Origin of the sequence: Scandinavium sp. M-37 (genome assembly GCF_043558715.1) — a bacterium.
GTDB lineage: Bacteria > Pseudomonadota > Gammaproteobacteria > Enterobacterales > Enterobacteriaceae > Scandinavium > Scandinavium vulneris_A.
In genome coordinates this window covers 21,909-39,214 of sequence record NZ_JBIGIN010000041.1, presented here as the reverse complement: position 1 = coordinate 39,214, position 17,306 = coordinate 21,909, and the positions used below count along the sequence as shown (strand labels likewise).

The following is a 17,306-nucleotide window of genomic DNA, read 5'->3' as shown; positions in this document are numbered from 1 at the left end:
CCATTTAAAAAGGGTCCATGATAAGCATGAACCCTTTTTACACCAGCCACCGGATCGGTCAACCGATCCTTAAACGATCGGCATTAGGGTTGCCCCCGCTTTTTAGTGATGCATTTAGTCGATGGTGCGCAGTAGTTCGTTGATGCCCACTTTGCCACGCGTTTTCGCGTCCACTTTCTTCACGATAACCGCGCAGTACAGGCTGTATTTGCCATCTTTCGACGGCAGGTTACCGGAAACCACGACCGAGCCGGCCGGTACGCGACCGTAGAACACTTCGCCGGTTTCGCGGTCGTAGATTTTGGTGCTCTGACCGATGTAAACGCCCATCGAAATGACGGAGCCTTCTTCAACGATTACGCCTTCAACCACTTCAGAACGTGCGCCGATGAAGCAGTTGTCTTCGATAATGGTCGGGTTAGCCTGCAGTGGCTCAAGTACGCCACCGATGCCGACGCCGCCGGACAGGTGAACATTTTTACCGATTTGCGCACAGGAACCGACGGTGGCCCAGGTATCCACCATCGAACCTTCGTCAACATAGGCACCGATGTTCACGTAGGACGGCATCAGCACGGTGTTGCGCGCGATGAACGCCCCCTGGCGCACGGCCGCAGGTGGCACCACGCGGAAGCCTTCTTTCTGGAAACGCGCTTCATCATAGTCAGCGAATTTCATTGGCACTTTATCGAAGTAGCGGCTTTCTGCGCCGTCGATAACCTGGTTATCGTTAATACGGAAAGAGAGCAGTACCGCTTTCTTCAGCCACTGATGCGTTACCCACTGGCCATCAATCTTTTCCGCGACGCGCAGGGCGCCGGAATCCAGCAGGGCAATAACCTGGTTAACCGCTTCACGGGTAACGGTATCTACATTCGCCGGAGTGATGTCGGCGCGGCGCTCAAAAGCGGACTCAATAACGTTCTGTAACTGCTGCATTGTTAAACTCTTTCCATTAAAAAAAACACACTACCCTTTATCGTTTGGATTGAGGGCTGCTGTCAACCGCTGTTGTACTTCTTGCTGAAGCACATTATTAAGGGCACGTCGGTCGGCTGTCGCGATTATAAATAAATCTTCTACTCGTTCACCAATTGTGGTGATTCGCGCTCCGTGCAGAGAAATACCGAGGTCGGCGAAGACCTGGCCTACAGATGCCAGCAGGCCGGGTTGATCGAGGGCAATCAGTTCCAGGAACGATTTTCTGTCGGTATGCGTCGGCAGGAAATTCACCTCAGTATCTACCGTAAAGTGCCGCAGTTTTGCCGGTTGCCGACGCGGGGCAGGGGGCTGCCATGAGCGCTGGGTAATTGCCTGGGTCAGGCCCTGACGAATTGCATCATGGCGATCGGCAGACAGCGGGCTACCGTCAGGCTCAAGCACGATAAAGGTGTCCATCGCCATGCCGTCGCGGGTGGTAAAGATTTGCGCGTCGTGCACGCTCAGATTACGCCGATCAAGTTCCGCACAGACGGCGGCGAACAGGTACGGGCGGTCCGGGCTCCAGATGAAAATCTCGGTGCCGCCGCGCGTGGCCTGCGGGCTGAGCAGGATCATCGGATCGTTAAGATCGTGCTTAAGCAGATGACGGGCGTGCCACGCCAGCTGATTGGGTGTGTGGCGAACAAAGTAGTTGGCCCGGCAACGCGCCCAAATCTGATGTAGCGCCTCTTCATCGATATTGTCCATTCGCAGCAGAGCCAGCGCCTGAAGCTGATGATGGCGCACGCGCTCGCGCATATCCGGGGTGCTTTGCATCCCCCGGCGCAGCTGCTTTTCGGTGGCGAAGTACAGCTCGCGCAACAGGCTCTGCTTCCAGCTGTTCCACAGCGTTTCGTTGGTGGCGCAGATGTCGGCCACGGTCAGACACACCAGATAACGCAGACGATTTTCGGTCTGCACTTCTTCGGCAAATTGCTTAATAACTTCCGGGTCCTGAATGTCGCGGCGCTGAGCCGTGACTGACATCAGTAGGTGATGGCGCACCAGCCAGGCGACCAACTGCGTCTCCCGCGAGTTCAGCCCGTGCAGCTCGGCGAATTTCAGGATGTCCTGCGCGCCGAGTACCGAGTGATCGCCCCCGCGGCCTTTGGCGATATCATGGAACAGGGCGGCAATCAGGATCAGTTCCGGGTGATTCAGACGGGGCCACAGCTCAACGCACAGCGGATGGCGGGAACGGGTTTCTTCTTTGGCGAAACTTTCCAGCTTGAGCAGCACGCGAATGGTGTGCTCATCCACGGTGTAGGCATGGAACAGGTCGAACTGCATCTGGCCAACAATGTGCGACCACTGCGGCATGTACGCCCACAGTACGCTGTGGCGGTGCATCGGCAGCAGACCACGGCTGACCGCCCCCTGATGGCGCAGCATACTGAGGAACAGTTCGCGGGCTTCGGGGATATAGCACAGCGGTTCGGTCAGATGACGACGCGCGTGGCGCAGGTGGCGCAGGGTGGTCGAATAAATACCGGTAATGCTGCTGTTGCGCACCATGATATGGAACATGCGTAGAATCGCCTGCGGCTCGCGCATAAACAGCGAGTCATCGCGCAGGTCGATGAGCGTGCCACGCAGCTGAAAATCGTCGTCGATAGGGCGCGGTTTTTCATCGGCGGTTAGGGCGAGAATTGCCTCATCAAACAGCTGCAGCAGCATCTGGTTCAACTCGCCCACCCGGCGGGTGACGCGATAAAAATCCTTCATCATCTGCTCAACCGGCTGATTGCCTTCACCGCTGTAGTTGAGGCGCTGGGCCACGTTCAGTTGCCGGTCAAACAGCAGGCGGTTGTCGTAGCGATTGATTTCCAGATGCAGTGCAAAACGGATGCGCCATAGCAGATGCAGGCACTCGTTCAGCTCGTTACGTTCCGCTTCGGTCAGGAAACCGAATCCGACCATTTCATCGAGCGACGTGGCACCGAAGTGACGACGCGCCACCCATTGCAGGGTATGAATATCACGCAGGCCGCCGGGGCTGCTTTTGATATCCGGCTCGAGATTATAGCTGGTGCCGTGATAGCGCTGGTGACGCTCGTTTTGCTCTTCGACTTTGGCGGCAAAGAATTTCTCCGAAGGCCAGAAACCTTCGCTGAAGATATGTTTTTGCAGTTCGAGGAACAGGGCCACATCGCCGATAAGCAGGCGTGATTCAATCAGGTTGGTGGCGACGGTCAGATCCGAAAGCCCTTCCAGCAGGCACTCTTCAAGGGTGCGCACGCTGTGGCCGACTTCGAGTTTGAGATCCCACAGCAGCGTCAGCAGTTCGCCAATTTTCTGCGCCAGTTCATCGGGCAGTCTCTTACGGCTGAGGATCAGCAGATCAATATCGGAAAGAGGATGCAGTTCGGCGCGACCATAGCCACCCACCGCCACCAGGGCTGCGTCTTCTACGTCACCGAAACCGTAATGCAGCCACAGACGCTGGAGCATCTGGTCGATATATTCCGTCCGGGCGGTCATCAGCTGTTCGGCCGAGGTGCCGCTGTCAAAAGCAACACCCAGCCAACGCTGGAACGCGTCGAGATGCGCCTTGATACTGGCGCAGTTCAGCTCCGACTCTGACCAGCTTACCGGGTAATCCGGCAAGCCAGGCAGAACGGGTAAGGCTGTCTCAGGTAAGGAATTGCTCATCACGGCACCCATAAGAAAAAACGATTACCCATAAAAAAATCGCCGGGAGCGATTTTTAACGTCGCTAACGGCGGCCCGAAGGGGGGCGGGCAGGACGCCCGCCATAAAAAAACCGGCTCGCGCCGGCTTTCTTTATTCGTTGTGCGAGATTATCGCCGGGATGGTGTCATCCTTGCGTAACGTCAGTATTTCGCAGCCGTTGTCTGTCACCACAATAGTATGCTCGTACTGCGCAGACAAGCTTCGATCTTTAGTTTTCACCGTCCAGCCATCTTTCATGGTACGGATCCGATAGTCGCCGGAGTTAACCATAGGTTCGATGGTGAAGGTCATGCCTTTTTGCAGCACCACGCCGCCGTCGTCTGCATCATAGTGCAGAACCTGCGGTTCTTCATGGAACACGCGGCCGATACCATGGCCGCAGTACTCACGGACCACTGAGAAACCTTCCGCTTCGGCAAACTTCTGAATCGCTGCGCCGAGAGTGCGCAGACGGATTCCCGGTTTTACCATGCGCAGCGCGAGATACAGGCTTTCCTGCGTCACACGGCACAGACGTTCGCCAAGGATCGTTGGCTTACCGACGATGAACATTTTAGAGGTATCGCCGTGGTATTCGTCTTTAATAACGGTCACGTCGATGTTGACGATATCGCCATCTTTCAGCAGTTTTTCGTCATCCGGAATCCCGTGGCACACCACTTCGTTAATCGAGATGCAGACGGATTTCGGGAAACCGTGATAGCCGAGGCAGGCAGAGACAGCATGCTGTTCGTTAACGATATAGTCGTTACAGATTCTGTCCAGTTCGCCGGTGCTTACGCCAGGCTTGATATGGGGTTCGATCATTTCCAGCACTTCGGCAGCCAGACGGCCAGCGACGCGCATTTTTTCAATTTCTTCAGGGGTCTTAATAGAGATAGCCATGAATTCTGTCCATCGGGGCCGAGGGATCGGCAATAAATACAAGTGTCAGTGCTGACAATGGTAACAGCCGTCACAGGCTACTGCCAAACTGAGAATCATTAACCGCACGCCGCGCCAACATTTATTGGTTTCTGCCTGTGATTTATGGTATAAAGCGCGCCGAACTTCCATTCCGTTTGATATACACAGAAACGGTCTGGCAGCGACTAATCTCACTTTGTGTAATAACACACACGTATCGGCACATACGCCGGGGTGCCCTTCGGGGTCGGTCGTATGGGATACGTGGAGGCATAACCCCAACTTTTATATAGAGGTTTTAAACATGGCAACTGTTTCCATGCGCGACATGCTCAAGGCTGGTGTACACTTTGGTCACCAGACCCGTTACTGGAACCCGAAAATGAAGCCTTTCATCTTCGGCGCACGTAACAAAGTTCACATCATCAACCTTGAGAAAACTGTACCAATGTTCAACGAAGCTCTGGCTGAACTGAACAAGATCTCTTCTCGCAAAGGTAAAATCCTTTTCGTTGGTACTAAACGCGCTGCAAGCGAAGCAATCAAAGAAGCTGCACTGAACTGCGACCAGTTCTTCGTGAACCATCGCTGGTTGGGCGGTATGCTGACTAACTGGAAAACCGTTCGTCAGTCTATCAAGCGTCTGAAAGATCTGGAAACTCAGTCTCAGGACGGCACCTTCGACAAGCTGACCAAGAAAGAAGCGCTGATGCGCACCCGTGAGCTGGGCAAGCTGGAAAACAGCCTGGGCGGTATCAAAGACATGGGTGGCCTGCCAGACGCACTGTTTGTTATCGATGCTGACCACGAACACATTGCTATCAAAGAAGCAAACAACCTGGGTATCCCAGTATTTGCTATCGTTGATACCAACTCTGATCCGGACGGCGTTGACTTCGTTATCCCGGGTAACGACGATGCAATCCGCGCAGTTAGCCTGTATCTGAATGCCGTTGCTCTGACCGTACGTGAAGGCCGTTCTCAGGATCTGGCTTCTCAGGCGGAAGAAAGCTTCGTAGAAGCTGAATAATAAGGTTTAAGCCCCTTATTAGTACCGAGTATGGATAGGGGCCCTCTTAGCGGCCCCTTTTTCATTTTTAAGACCGTTTGGCTAAACGCCGGGCGGTCCACATTTCCCGAGGATTTTAGAATGGCTGAAATTACCGCCTCCCTGGTAAAAGAGCTGCGCGAACGTACTGGCGCAGGCATGATGGATTGCAAAAAAGCACTGACTGAAGCGAATGGCGACATCGAGCTGGCAATCGAAAACATGCGTAAATCTGGTGCGATCAAAGCAGCTAAAAAAGCAGGCAACGTTGCTGCTGACGGCGTGATCATCACTAAGATCGACGGCAACTACGGTATCATTCTGGAAGTTAACTGCCAGACTGACTTCGTTGCTAAAGACGGCGGTTTCCAGGCTTTCGCGAACAAAGTTCTGGACGCAGCAGTGGCTGGCAAAATCACTGACGTTGAAGTTCTGAAAGCGCAGTTCGAAGAAGAACGTGTTGCTCTGGTTGCTAAAATCGGTGAGAACATCAACATCCGTCGTGTGGCTTCCCTGGAAGGCGACGTACTGGGTAGCTACCTGCACGGTGCTCGCATCGGTGTTCTGGTTGCCGCTAATGGCGCTGACGAAGAGCTGGTTAAGCACGTTGCAATGCACATTGCAGCAAGCAAGCCAGAATTCGTTAACCCAGAAGACGTGTCTGCTGACGTGGTAGAGAAAGAGTACCAGGTTCAGCTGGACATCGCGATGCAGTCTGGTAAGCCGAAAGAAATCGCAGAGAAAATGGTTGAAGGCCGCATGAAGAAATTCACCGGCGAAGTTTCTCTGACCGGCCAGCCTTTCGTTATGGATCCGAGCAAAACTGTTGGTCAGTTCCTGAAAGAGCACAACGCTACCGTGACTAACTTCATCCGCTTTGAAGTGGGCGAAGGTATCGAGAAAGTTGAGACTGACTTCGCAGCAGAAGTTGCTGCAATGTCCAAGCAGTCTTAATTATCTTAAAGGAGCCGCCTGAGGGCGGCTTCTTTTTGAGCCTCATCAAGTGAAAATCAGTCAGGCTCCTATAGGCTTGCACTGATGAGCGATATATCCTTGTCGCCAGAAATAACCCATCTCAAACGTTGACAGTCCCAGGAAAGAAATATGGCTACCAATGCAAAACCCGTCTACAAACGCATTCTGCTTAAGCTCAGTGGCGAAGCACTGCAGGGAACTGAAGGCTTCGGTATCGATGCCAGCATTCTCGACCGTATGGCGCAGGAAATTAAAGAACTGGTCGAACTGGGGATCCAGGTCGGTGTGGTGATTGGTGGTGGTAACCTCTTCCGTGGTGCGGGTCTGGCAAAAGCGGGTATGAACCGCGTTGTGGGCGACCACATGGGCATGCTGGCAACGGTCATGAACGGCCTGGCAATGCGTGATGCGCTACACCGCGCCTATGTGAACGCCCGCCTGATGTCCGCCATTCCGCTGAATGGTGTGTGTGATAACTACAGCTGGGCTGAGGCTATCAGCCTGCTGCGCAATAACCGCGTGGTTATCCTCTCTGCGGGTACCGGTAACCCATTCTTCACCACCGATTCCGCCGCATGCCTGCGCGGGATTGAAATTGAAGCCGACGTGGTGCTGAAAGCCACGAAAGTTGACGGCGTGTTTACCGCTGACCCGGCAACCGATCCAACGGCAACCATGTACGAGCAGCTGAGCTACGCTGAAGTGCTGGATAAAGAACTGAAAGTGATGGATCTGGCCGCGTTTACGCTGGCGCGTGACCACAAACTGCCGATTCGCGTTTTCAACATGAACAAACCTGGCGCGCTGCGTCGTGTGGTCATGGGTGAGAAAGAAGGCACTTTAATCACTGAGTAATACCCGTCAGTGAGAAATAAGGGTAAGATTCCGCTTTATTATTGCGATGCTTACCAGGCTGCCATTTTCGGCGCCAGTAATTATACGGGCTATACTTAGCACACCCGCGAACAGGTGGATGTGCCGTATGGTCAGCCTGAGACAAGATTTCAAGGATTCGTAACGTGATTAGCGATATCAGAAAAGATGCCGAAGTGCGCATGGAAAAATGCGTAGAATCATTCAAAAACCAAATCAGCAAAATCCGTACCGGTCGCGCTTCTCCTAGCCTGCTGGACGGCATTATTGTTGAATATTACGGTACCCCGACTCCGCTGCGCCAGCTGGCAAGCGTGACGGTAGAAGATTCCCGTACCCTGAAAATCAACGTGTTCGACCGCTCCCTGAGCCCGGCCGTTGAAAAAGCGATCATGGCATCAGATCTCGGTCTGAACCCGAGCTCTGCGGGCACCGATATCCGTGTTCCACTGCCTCCACTGACGGAAGAACGTCGTAAAGATTTGACTAAGATCGTGCGTGGCGAAGCTGAGCAGGCACGTGTTTCCGTGCGTAACGTACGCCGTGATGCTAACGATAAAGTAAAAGCGCTGCTGAAAGACAAAGAGATCAGCGAAGATGACGATCGTCGTTCACAGGACGATGTACAGAAAATGACTGACGCCGCTATCAAAAAAGTAGACGCGGCGCTGGCAGAGAAAGAAGCAGAACTGATGCAGTTCTGATTTCTGACGTTATCTGATGAACGCCGTACAGGAAACCCTCGGGTTTTGCTGGCGGCGTTTTGCTTTTTAGCCTTTCTTCACTCGGATTTTTCATGAAGCATTTAACCGTTCTGGGCTCCACAGGCTCCATCGGCTGCAGCACGCTGGACGTGGTGCGTAACAATCGCGACCTCTTCACCGTTACCGCGCTGGTGGCGGGGAAAAACGTCGACCGCATGGTCGAGCAATGCCTGGAGTTCTCCCCGCAATACGCCGTCATGGATGATGCACAGAGTGCCGCAGCATTGATTGTGGCGCTGCGACAGCATGGGAGCCAGACGGAAGTTCTGAGTGGAAAGCAGGCCGCGTGCGACGTGGCTGCGCTCGATGATGTCGATCATGTGATGGCAGCGATTGTCGGTGCCGCCGGGCTGATGCCGACGCTGGCGGCGATTCGCGCCGGAAAAACCATTCTGCTGGCCAACAAAGAATCGCTGGTCACCTGTGGTCGTCTTTTTATGGACGCGGTGAAAGAGAGCGGGGCACGCTTGTTGCCGGTCGACAGCGAACATAACGCCATTTTTCAGAGTTTACCGGAAACAATTCAAAATCAGCTGGGGTACGCTTCCCTTGAGCAAAATGGCGTATCGTCGATTTTGCTTACCGGATCTGGTGGTCCTTTCCGTGAAACGCCGTTGCCTGAACTGCGCGATATGACGCCGGATCAGGCTTGTCGTCATCCGAACTGGTCGATGGGACGTAAAATTTCAGTCGACTCTGCCACCATGATGAACAAAGGTCTGGAATACATAGAAGCACGCTGGCTGTTCAACGCTTCGGCTCAGCAGATGGAGGTGATTATCCATCCGCAGTCCGTGATTCACTCGATGGTGCGCTACCGTGATGGCAGCGTGCTGGCGCAGCTGGGCGAACCCGATATGCGTACCCCTATCGCGCATACGATGGCCTGGCCAAATCGCGTTGAATCCGGCGTTAAGCCTCTGGATTTTTATGCGCTGAGCGAGTTGTCATTTGCCGCGCCTGATTATCAGCGTTACCCGTGCCTGAAGCTGGCGATGGAGGCCTTCGATCGGGGCCAGGCGGCAACGACCGCGCTGAACGCCGCCAACGAAGTGAGCGTAGACGCATTTCTGAACGCGAAGATCCGCTTCACTGATATTGCCGCCGTGAATCTGGCGGTGCTGTCCACGCTGGATTTGCAGGAGCCGGGTTGCGTTGATGAGGTCATGGAGGTCGATGCACGTGCCAGAAGTGTTGCGAGCCAACAGGTGACGCGCTTCGCAAGCTGATGATTATCCGTTCAACGGATGCGCTGGCATTTGTTAGCGCTGGGCTTCAGTGTTATAGTCTGCGCCAGCCGATAACGCTGTAACGACAAAGTGTTAACGGGGGAGCCGTGGATTTACACGGCTTTTTTGCGCTGAGCGTCTGTATTCCGGTACCGCTAATTCCTTTTCATGGACTAATAACGCGTTATGTTGTCTGCTAACCAACCAATCAGCGAGAACCTGCCTGCCCACGGCTGTCAACATGTGGCCATCATTATGGACGGCAATGGTCGCTGGGCGAAGAGACAAGGCAAGATCCGTGCTTTCGGCCACAAAGCCGGGGCGAAATCGGTGCGCCGTGCCGTCTCATTTGCGGCAAATAACGGTATTGAGGCGTTAACGCTTTACGCCTTTAGCAGTGAAAACTGGAACCGACCTGCGCAGGAAGTCAGTGCGCTGATGGAACTGTTTGTCTGGGCGCTCGACAGCGAAGTCAAAAGCCTGCACAGACACAATGTACGTCTGCGCATTATCGGTGATACCAGCCGCTTTAACGCCCGTTTGCAGGAGCGTATTCGCAAGGCAGAAGCGTTAACCCAGAATAATACCGGGCTGACGCTAAATATTGCCGCGAACTATGGTGGGCGCTGGGATATCATCCAGGGAGTTCAGCATTTAGCTGCACAGGTTCAGGAAGGGCACCTTCGTCCTGAAGATATCACTGAGGATTTGCTGGGTCAGCAGATCTGCATGCATGAACTGGCTCCCGTAGATTTAGTAATTAGGACAGGGGGAGAGCATCGCATAAGTAACTTTTTGCTGTGGCAAATTGCCTACGCCGAACTTTACTTTACAGATGTTCTCTGGCCCGATTTCGATGAACAAGACTTTGAAGGTGCGCTGCATGCCTTTGCCAATCGAGAGCGTCGTTTCGGCGGCACCGAGCCTGGTGGCGACTAAGCCTGATGGGGGTAGCTCTTGCTGAAGTATCGCCTGATCTCTGCTTTCGTTTTAATACCCGTTGTCATAGCGGCCCTGTTTTTATTGCCGCCGGTCGCGTTTGCGATTGTCACCCTGCTGGTGTGCATGTTGGCGGCGTGGGAATGGGGTCAATTAAGCGGGTTTAAATCCCGTTCACAGCGGGTATGGCTGGCGGTGCTTTGCGGGCTGATTCTTGCCGCGATGCTCTTTTGGCTTCCGCAATATCACCATAACGTCCATCAACCCTTGGTTGAAGGTGCCCTTTGGGCGTCGTTAGGATGGTGGATTGTCGCGCTGTTGCTGGTTCTGTTTTACCCGGGCTCTGCCGCGCTGTGGCGTGATTCCAAAACGCTGCGTCTGGTGTTTGGTCTGCTGACCATTATCCCCTTTTTCTGGGGAATGCTGACGCTACGTGCCTGGCATTACGATGACAACCACTACAGCGGTGCGCTGTGGCTGTTGTATGTCATGATCCTTGTGTGGGGCGCGGATTCCGGGGCCTACATGTTTGGTAAGCTGTTCGGTAAGCACAAGCTGGCACCGAAAGTTTCACCGGGCAAGACCTGGCAAGGATTTATCGGCGGGCTGTTCACGGCGGCTGTTATTTCCTGGATTTACGGTCTGTGCGTAAATCTTGATGTCGCACCTGCGACCCTGTTGACCTGCTCGTTGGTTGCCGCGCTGGCGTCCGTACTGGGTGATTTGACAGAAAGTATGTTTAAGCGAGAAGCCGGTATCAAAGACAGTGGGCATTTGATCCCTGGTCACGGTGGGATTCTGGACCGAATTGACAGCCTGACGGCGGCGGTTCCGGTCTTTGCTTGCCTGCTACTTTTAGTCTTCAGGACGATTTGACGGAAGGTTTTATGCTGAGCATTCTCTGGAATTTGGCGGCATTCATTGTTGCACTGGGTGTCTTAATCACCGTGCATGAATTTGGTCATTTCTGGGTTGCTCGTCGCTGCGGTGTCCGGGTTGAGCGCTTTTCCATCGGTTTTGGTAAAGCGCTCTGGCGTCGCGTTGACCGTCAAGGTACCGAATATGTCATCGCCCTGATCCCGTTGGGCGGTTACGTCAAAATGCTGGATGAGCGTGTCGAACCGGTTGCACCGGAGATGCGTCACTACGCTTTCAATAACAAAACCGTCGGTCAGCGTGCGGCAATCATTGCAGCCGGTCCGGTTGCGAATTTTCTGTTTGCCATCTTTGCCTACTGGCTGGTGTTTATCATCGGCGTCCCTGGCGTACGCCCAGTAATTGGTGAAATAACCCCCAATTCGATTGCTGCGGAAGCACAAATTGCACCAGGAACGGAACTTAAAGCCGTAGATGGTATCGAAACGCCTGATTGGGATGCGGTCCGTTTGGCGCTGGTAACCAAAATTGGTGACGAGCAAACCACGCTCACCGTTGCCCCTTTCGGAACCCAGCAGCGCCAGGATAGAATTCTCAATCTGCGCCACTGGGAATTTGAGCCAGACAAAGAAGATCCGGTCGCGTCACTGGGGATTCGACCACGCGGTGCGCAGGTTGAACCGGTGCTGGCTGAAGTGCAAAACGACTCTGCTGCACGCAAAGCAGGTTTGCAAGCAGGCGACAGGATCGTTAAAGTCGATGGTCAGCCGCTCACACAGTGGATGACTTTTGTCACGCTGGTGCGCGACAATCCCGGCAAGCCGTTGCGCCTCGAGATTGACAGACAAGGCAGCCCCTTGTCTTTAACGCTGATACCAGATACAAAGCCCGGTAAAGGGAAAGCTGAGGGGTTTGCAGGGGTAGTACCTAAAATTATCCCGCTGCCCGATGAATACAAGACAGTGCGCCAGTACGGACCGTTCGCTGCCATCATTCAGGCCACGGATAAAACCTGGCAGTTGATGAAGTTAACGGTGCAAATGCTGGGGAAATTGATAACCGGTGACGTAAAACTGAACAACCTCAGTGGGCCAATTTCGATTGCCCAGGGGGCTGGAATGTCAGCGGAGTTTGGGTTGATTTACTATCTGATGTTTCTTGCGCTCATCAGTGTGAATCTGGGCATTATCAACCTGTTCCCGCTACCCGTTTTAGACGGGGGTCATCTGCTCTTTTTAGCGATTGAAAAGCTGAAGGGCGGACCGGTATCCGAGCGAGTTCAAGACTTTAGTTATCGCATTGGCTCAATATTGCTAGTGTTGTTAATGGGGCTTGCACTTTTCAATGATTTCTCTCGCCTATAAGCGAGAGTGTTAGGAAGAACGCATAATAACGATGGCGATGAAAAAGTTGCTCATAGCGTCGCTGCTGTTCGGCAGCGCGACCGTATACGGTGCTGACGGATTCGTAGTGAAGGATATTCATTTCGAAGGCTTGCAGCGAGTCGCTGTTGGTGCGGCTCTCCTCAGCATGCCAGTTCGTCCTGGCGATACGGTTACTGATGAAGACATCAGTAACACCATCCGCGCGCTGTTTGCCACCGGCAACTTCGAGGATGTTCGTGTTCTGCGTGATGGTGATACGTTGCTGGTGCAGGTCAAAGAGCGCCCAACGATTGCCAGCATCACTTTCTCCGGTAACAAATCGGTGAAAGATGACATGCTCAAGCAGAACCTCGAAGCCTCTGGCGTTCGCGTTGGCGAATCCCTCGACCGTACCACTCTCGGTGATATCGAGAAGGGTCTGGAAGACTTCTATTACAGCGTCGGTAAGTACAGCGCGAGCGTAAAAGCCGTTGTGACTCCGCTGCCGCGTAACCGTGTTGACCTCAAACTGGTCTTCCAGGAAGGCGTATCGGCCAAAATTCAACAGATCAACATCGTTGGTAACCACGCGTTCAGTACCGACGAACTGATCTCCAACTTCCAGCTGCGTGACGAAGTTCCGTGGTGGAACGTGGTCGGCGATCGTAAATACCAGAAACAGAAACTGGCGGGCGACCTTGAGACCCTGCGCAGCTACTATCTGGATCGCGGCTACGCACGTTTCAATATCGATTCCACGCAGGTTAGCCTGACGCCGGATAAAAAAGGTATCTACATCACCGTTAACATCACCGAAGGCGATCAGTACAAGCTTTCTGGCGTTGAGGTGAACGGGAACCTGGCGGGGCACTCTGCGGAAATCGAAAGCCTGACTAAAGTGGAGCCGGGTGAGCTCTACAACGGTGCCAAAGTGACCAAAATGGAAGATAACATCAAGAAACTTCTCGGTCGCTACGGTTACGCCTATCCGCGCGTACAGTCTCAGCCTGAAATTAATGATGCTGACAAAACCGTTAAGCTGCACGTGAGCGTAGATGCGGGTAACCGTTACTACGTGCGTAAGATCCGCTTTGAAGGTAACGATACCTCTAAAGATACCGTTCTGCGTCGTGAAATGCGCCAGATGGAAGGGGCATGGCTTGGCAGCGATTTAGTCGATACGGGTAAAGATCGTCTGAACCGTCTGGGCTACTTCGAAACCGTCGATGTTGACACTCAGCGTGTACCGGGCAGCCCGGACCAGGTTGACGTGGTCTACAAGGTGAAAGAACGTAACACCGGTAGCTTCAACTTCGGTATTGGTTACGGCACCGAGAGCGGGATCAGCTTCCAGGTTGGCGTCCAGCAGGATAACTGGCTCGGTACGGGTTACTCCGTCGGCATTAATGGCACCAAGAACGACTACCAGACCTACTCTGAGTTTTCTGTAACCAACCCGTACTTCACGGTGGATGGTGTGAGCCTCGGTGGTCGTATCTTCTACAATGACTTTAAAGCTGATGATGCGGACCTGTCCTCGTATACCAACAAGAGCTATGGCGTTGACGGTACACTGGGCTTCCCGATCAATGAATACAACACGCTGCGCGCCGGTCTGGGTTATGTCCACAACGACCTGTCCAACATGCAGCCGCAGGTGGCAATGAACCGCTATCTGGATTCGATCGGTCAGGGTACCAGCACCACCAACGACGATGCGGGCTTCTCGGCGGATGACTTCACCTTCAACTACGGTTGGACGTATAACCACCTTGACCGTGGGTTCTTCCCAACGGATGGTTCTCGCGTCAACCTGAACGGTAAAGTGACTGTCCCGGGCTCTGATAATGAGTTCTACAAAGTCACGCTCGATACCGCTTCCTACTTCCCGATCGATGACGATCACAAGTGGGTGCTGTTGGGTCGTACGCGTTGGGGCTACGGTGACGGTTTAGGCGGTAAAGAAATGCCGTTCTATGAAAACTTCTATGCGGGTGGTTCAAGCACCGTACGTGGTTTCCAGTCGAACAACATCGGTCCGAAAGCCGTGTACTACGGTCCGAACCAGGATAACTGCGGCAACGCTACCCTGTGTAAATCTGATGATGCGGTGGGTGGTAACGCCATGGCCGTTATCAGCGCCGAAATGATTGTGCCGACGCCGTTTATCAGTGATAAATATGCTAACTCAGTCCGTACCTCCTTCTTCTGGGATGCAGGTACCGTCTGGGATACCAACTGGGAAAACACCGCGCAGATGCAAGCTGCCGGGGTGCCTGATTATGGTGACCCGAGCAACATCCGTATGTCTGCAGGTATCGCATTACAATGGATGTCTCCATTGGGGCCGTTGGTCTTCTCCTACGCCCAGCCGTTTAAAAAGTACGAGGGAGACAAAGCGGAGCAGTTCCAGTTTAACATTGGTAAAACCTGGTAATTGCTTTGTGCAAAGGAATGCAAGTAGCAGTGTAGCGATGACATCTGACGATCACTCGCGTGGTTGCATGACTTCGCAAAGAACGGTGCCTTCGGGTACTCATGGGATGGTAAGGAGTTTTATTGTGAAAAAGTGGTTATTAGCTGCAGGTCTGGGTTTGGCAATGGCAGCATCTGCACAAGCAGCAGATACAATTGCAATTGTTAACATGGGTAGTCTGTTCCAGCAGGTAGCGCAAAAAACAGGTGTTTCTGCGAAACTGGAAGGCGAGTTTAAAGGTCGTGCGAGCGAACTGCAGCGTCAGGAATCCGATCTGCAGAGCAAAATGCAGCGTCTGCAGCGTGATGGTTCTACCATGAAGGCGAGTGAGCGCAGCAAGATGGAAAAAGACATCATGACTCAGCGCCAGGCCTTCTCTCAGAAAGCTCAGGCTTTTGAGCAGGATCGTGCTCGTCGTTCTAACGAAGAACGTGGCAAACTGGTTACTCGTATCCAGGCTGCTGTGAAGAGCGTAGCGGCTGACCAGAAAATCGATCTGGTTGTTGACGCAAACACCGTTGCTTACAACAGCAGTGACGTTAAAGACATCACCGCTGATGTGCTGAAACAGGTTAAATAAGTAATGCCTTCAATTCGACTGGCTGATTTAGCTCAGCAGTTGGATGCAGAATTACACGGTGATGGCGATCTCGTCATCACCGCTGTTGCGTCCATGCAATCCGCTAAAGCAGGCCATATCACGTTCATGGTGAATCCTAAGTACCGTGAACACCTGGCCGCATGCCAGGCCTCTGCTGTCGTGATGACCGCAGACGATTTGCCTTTTGCCAAAAGCGCGGCGCTGGTAGTGAAGAACCCTTACCTGATTTACGCCCGTATGGCCCAAATTCTCGATTCCACGCCGCAACCGGCGCAGGATATCGCCCCCAGCGCGGTGGTTGATTCCACGGCAAAACTGGGTCAGAACGTCTCGATCGGCGCGAATGCGGTTATCGAATCCGGGGTAGTACTCGGGGATAACGTCCGTATTGGTGCGGGTTGTTTCATTGGTAAAAATACAACTATTGGGGCCGGTACTCGCCTGTGGGCGAATGTCTCCGTTTACCATGAGATTGAGATTGGTGAAAATTGCCTGATCCAGTCCAGTACGGTGATCGGCTCTGACGGTTTCGGCTATGCCAACGATCGTGGTAATTGGGTGAAGATCCCACAACTGGGTCGCGTGATTATCGGCGATCGCGTTGAGATCGGCGCCTGTACGACCATCGATCGTGGCGCGCTGGATGACACCGTTATCGGCAATGGCGTGATCATCGATAACCAGTGCCAGATTGCGCACAACGTGGTCATCGGTGACAATACGGCCGTTGCGGGCGGGGTTATCATGGCGGGCAGCCTGAAAATTGGCCGTTACTGCATGATTGGTGGGGCCAGCGTTATCAATGGCCACATGGAAATCTGCGACAAAGTGACAGTGACCGGCATGGGCATGGTTATGCGCCCGATCACTGAACCTGGCGTATATTCCTCTGGCATTCCGCTGCAGCCAAACAAAGCATGGCGTAAAACCGCTGCGCTGGTGATGAATATTGATGACATGAGCAAGCGTCTCAAAGCACTCGAGCGTAAAACAAGTCAACAAGACTAGCGTTTCATCCCATATCTAAGGGTATCGCGCCAAACTTCCCGGCCTGTCTGATTTCTTAAAATCCGGCAGGCCGTGTTATTATTGCCTTTTAGTATATTTAGACAGGAAGAGTATTTTGACTACTGACACTCATACTCTGCACATTGAAGAGATTCTGGAACTTCTGCCACACCGTTACCCGTTTTTACTGGTCGATCGCGTGCTGGACTTTGAAGAAGGTCGTTTTCTGCGCGCAGTTAAAAATGTCTCCGTAAATGAGCCGTTTTTCCAGGGACATTTTCCGGGCAAGCCGATTTTTCCAGGCGTGCTGATTCTGGAAGCCATGGCGCAGGCCACCGGTATTCTGGCATTTAAGAGCGTGGGTAAACTGGAACCTGGTGAACTCTACTACTTCGCAGGCATCGATGAAGCGCGTTTCAAGCGTCCGGTGGTGCCTGGTGATCAGATGATCATGGAAGTGACCTTTGAGAAAACCCGCCGTGGCCTGACCCGCTTTAAAGGCGTGGCGCTGGTTGACGGTAAAGTGGTTTGCGAAGCGACTATGATGTGTGCGCGTAGCCGGGAGGCCTGAT

The 17,306-nt window shown here is 53.3% G+C and carries 15 protein-coding genes; 12 read left to right on the top strand and 3 right to left on the bottom strand.

Going from position 1 to position 17,306, the window contains the following annotated elements; genetic code table 11:
* Positions 1-114 precede the first annotated feature (114 nt).
* The 3 genes from dapD to map form a co-directional block, all read right to left on the bottom strand.
* Entirely contained in the window at positions 115-939 is an 825-nt protein-coding gene (dapD, locus tag ACG0Z5_RS21140) for a 2,3,4,5-tetrahydropyridine-2,6-dicarboxylate N-succinyltransferase (RefSeq protein WP_394450905.1), read from the bottom strand.
* Positions 940-969: 30 nt separating this feature from the next.
* The gene (gene glnD, locus ACG0Z5_RS21135; RefSeq protein ID WP_394450903.1) at positions 970-3,633 is read right to left on the bottom strand and encodes a bifunctional uridylyltransferase/uridylyl-removing protein GlnD; all 2,664 of its coding nucleotides are present in this window, start codon (positions 3,631-3,633) and stop codon (positions 970-972) included.
* Positions 3,634-3,765: 132 nt separating this feature from the next.
* Positions 3,766-4,560, bottom strand: coding sequence for a type I methionyl aminopeptidase (gene map, locus ACG0Z5_RS21130; RefSeq protein WP_319628116.1), 795 nt, complete (start codon positions 4,558-4,560; stop codon positions 3,766-3,768).
* Positions 4,561-4,885: 325 nt separating this feature from the next.
* Between map and rpsB the strand changes: the two genes are divergently transcribed.
* The 12 genes from rpsB (at position 4,886) to fabZ (ending at position 17,305) form a co-directional block, all read left to right on the top strand.
* Positions 4,886-5,611, top strand: coding sequence for a 30S ribosomal protein S2 (gene rpsB, locus ACG0Z5_RS21125; protein ID WP_319628115.1), 726 nt, complete (start codon positions 4,886-4,888; stop codon positions 5,609-5,611).
* A 120-nt stretch (positions 5,612-5,731) separates the two neighbouring features.
* Positions 5,732-6,583, top strand: coding sequence for a translation elongation factor Ts (gene tsf, locus ACG0Z5_RS21120; protein ID WP_319628114.1), 852 nt, complete (start codon positions 5,732-5,734; stop codon positions 6,581-6,583).
* A gap of 150 nt (positions 6,584-6,733) precedes the next feature.
* Positions 6,734-7,459 carry a UMP kinase gene (gene pyrH, locus ACG0Z5_RS21115; protein WP_319628113.1) on the top strand — a complete coding sequence of 242 codons (726 nt, stop codon included), beginning with the start codon at positions 6,734-6,736 and terminating at the stop codon, positions 7,457-7,459.
* 164 nt (positions 7,460-7,623) lie between these two features.
* Positions 7,624-8,181 (top strand): ribosome recycling factor, encoded by a 558-nt coding sequence (frr, locus tag ACG0Z5_RS21110; protein ID WP_319628112.1) that lies wholly within the window; start codon positions 7,624-7,626, stop codon positions 8,179-8,181.
* A 92-nt stretch (positions 8,182-8,273) separates the two neighbouring features.
* Positions 8,274-9,470 carry a 1-deoxy-D-xylulose-5-phosphate reductoisomerase gene (ispC, locus tag ACG0Z5_RS21105; protein ID WP_394450898.1) on the top strand — a complete coding sequence of 399 codons (1,197 nt, stop codon included), beginning with the start codon at positions 8,274-8,276 and terminating at the stop codon, positions 9,468-9,470.
* A gap of 186 nt (positions 9,471-9,656) precedes the next feature.
* A complete protein-coding gene (ispU, locus tag ACG0Z5_RS21100; RefSeq protein WP_394450896.1) occupies positions 9,657-10,409 on the top strand; it encodes a (2E,6E)-farnesyl-diphosphate-specific ditrans,polycis-undecaprenyl-diphosphate synthase in 753 nt (250 codons plus the stop codon).
* Between the two features lie 18 nt (positions 10,410-10,427).
* Positions 10,428-11,285, top strand: a complete 858-nt coding sequence (gene cdsA / locus ACG0Z5_RS21095; protein WP_394450894.1) for a phosphatidate cytidylyltransferase — start codon at positions 10,428-10,430, stop codon at positions 11,283-11,285.
* An 11-nt stretch (positions 11,286-11,296) separates the two neighbouring features.
* Positions 11,297-12,649, top strand: a complete 1,353-nt coding sequence (gene rseP / locus ACG0Z5_RS21090) for a sigma E protease regulator RseP (RefSeq protein WP_394450892.1) — start codon at positions 11,297-11,299, stop codon at positions 12,647-12,649.
* Between the two features lie 31 nt (positions 12,650-12,680).
* Positions 12,681-15,086: an outer membrane protein assembly factor BamA gene (gene bamA / locus ACG0Z5_RS21085; RefSeq protein ID WP_394450890.1), complete on the top strand. Its 2,406-nt coding sequence runs from the start codon at positions 12,681-12,683 to the stop codon at positions 15,084-15,086.
* Between the two features lie 124 nt (positions 15,087-15,210).
* Positions 15,211-15,705, top strand: coding sequence for a molecular chaperone Skp (skp, locus tag ACG0Z5_RS21080; protein WP_319628106.1), 495 nt, complete (start codon positions 15,211-15,213; stop codon positions 15,703-15,705).
* Positions 15,706-15,708: 3 nt separating this feature from the next.
* Positions 15,709-16,734, top strand: a complete 1,026-nt coding sequence (gene lpxD / locus ACG0Z5_RS21075; protein WP_394450888.1) for a UDP-3-O-(3-hydroxymyristoyl)glucosamine N-acyltransferase — start codon at positions 15,709-15,711, stop codon at positions 16,732-16,734.
* A gap of 115 nt (positions 16,735-16,849) precedes the next feature.
* The gene (fabZ, locus tag ACG0Z5_RS21070; protein WP_007373234.1) at positions 16,850-17,305 is read left to right on the top strand and encodes a 3-hydroxyacyl-ACP dehydratase FabZ; all 456 of its coding nucleotides are present in this window, start codon (positions 16,850-16,852) and stop codon (positions 17,303-17,305) included.
* Position 17,306: the final 1 nt, after the last annotated feature.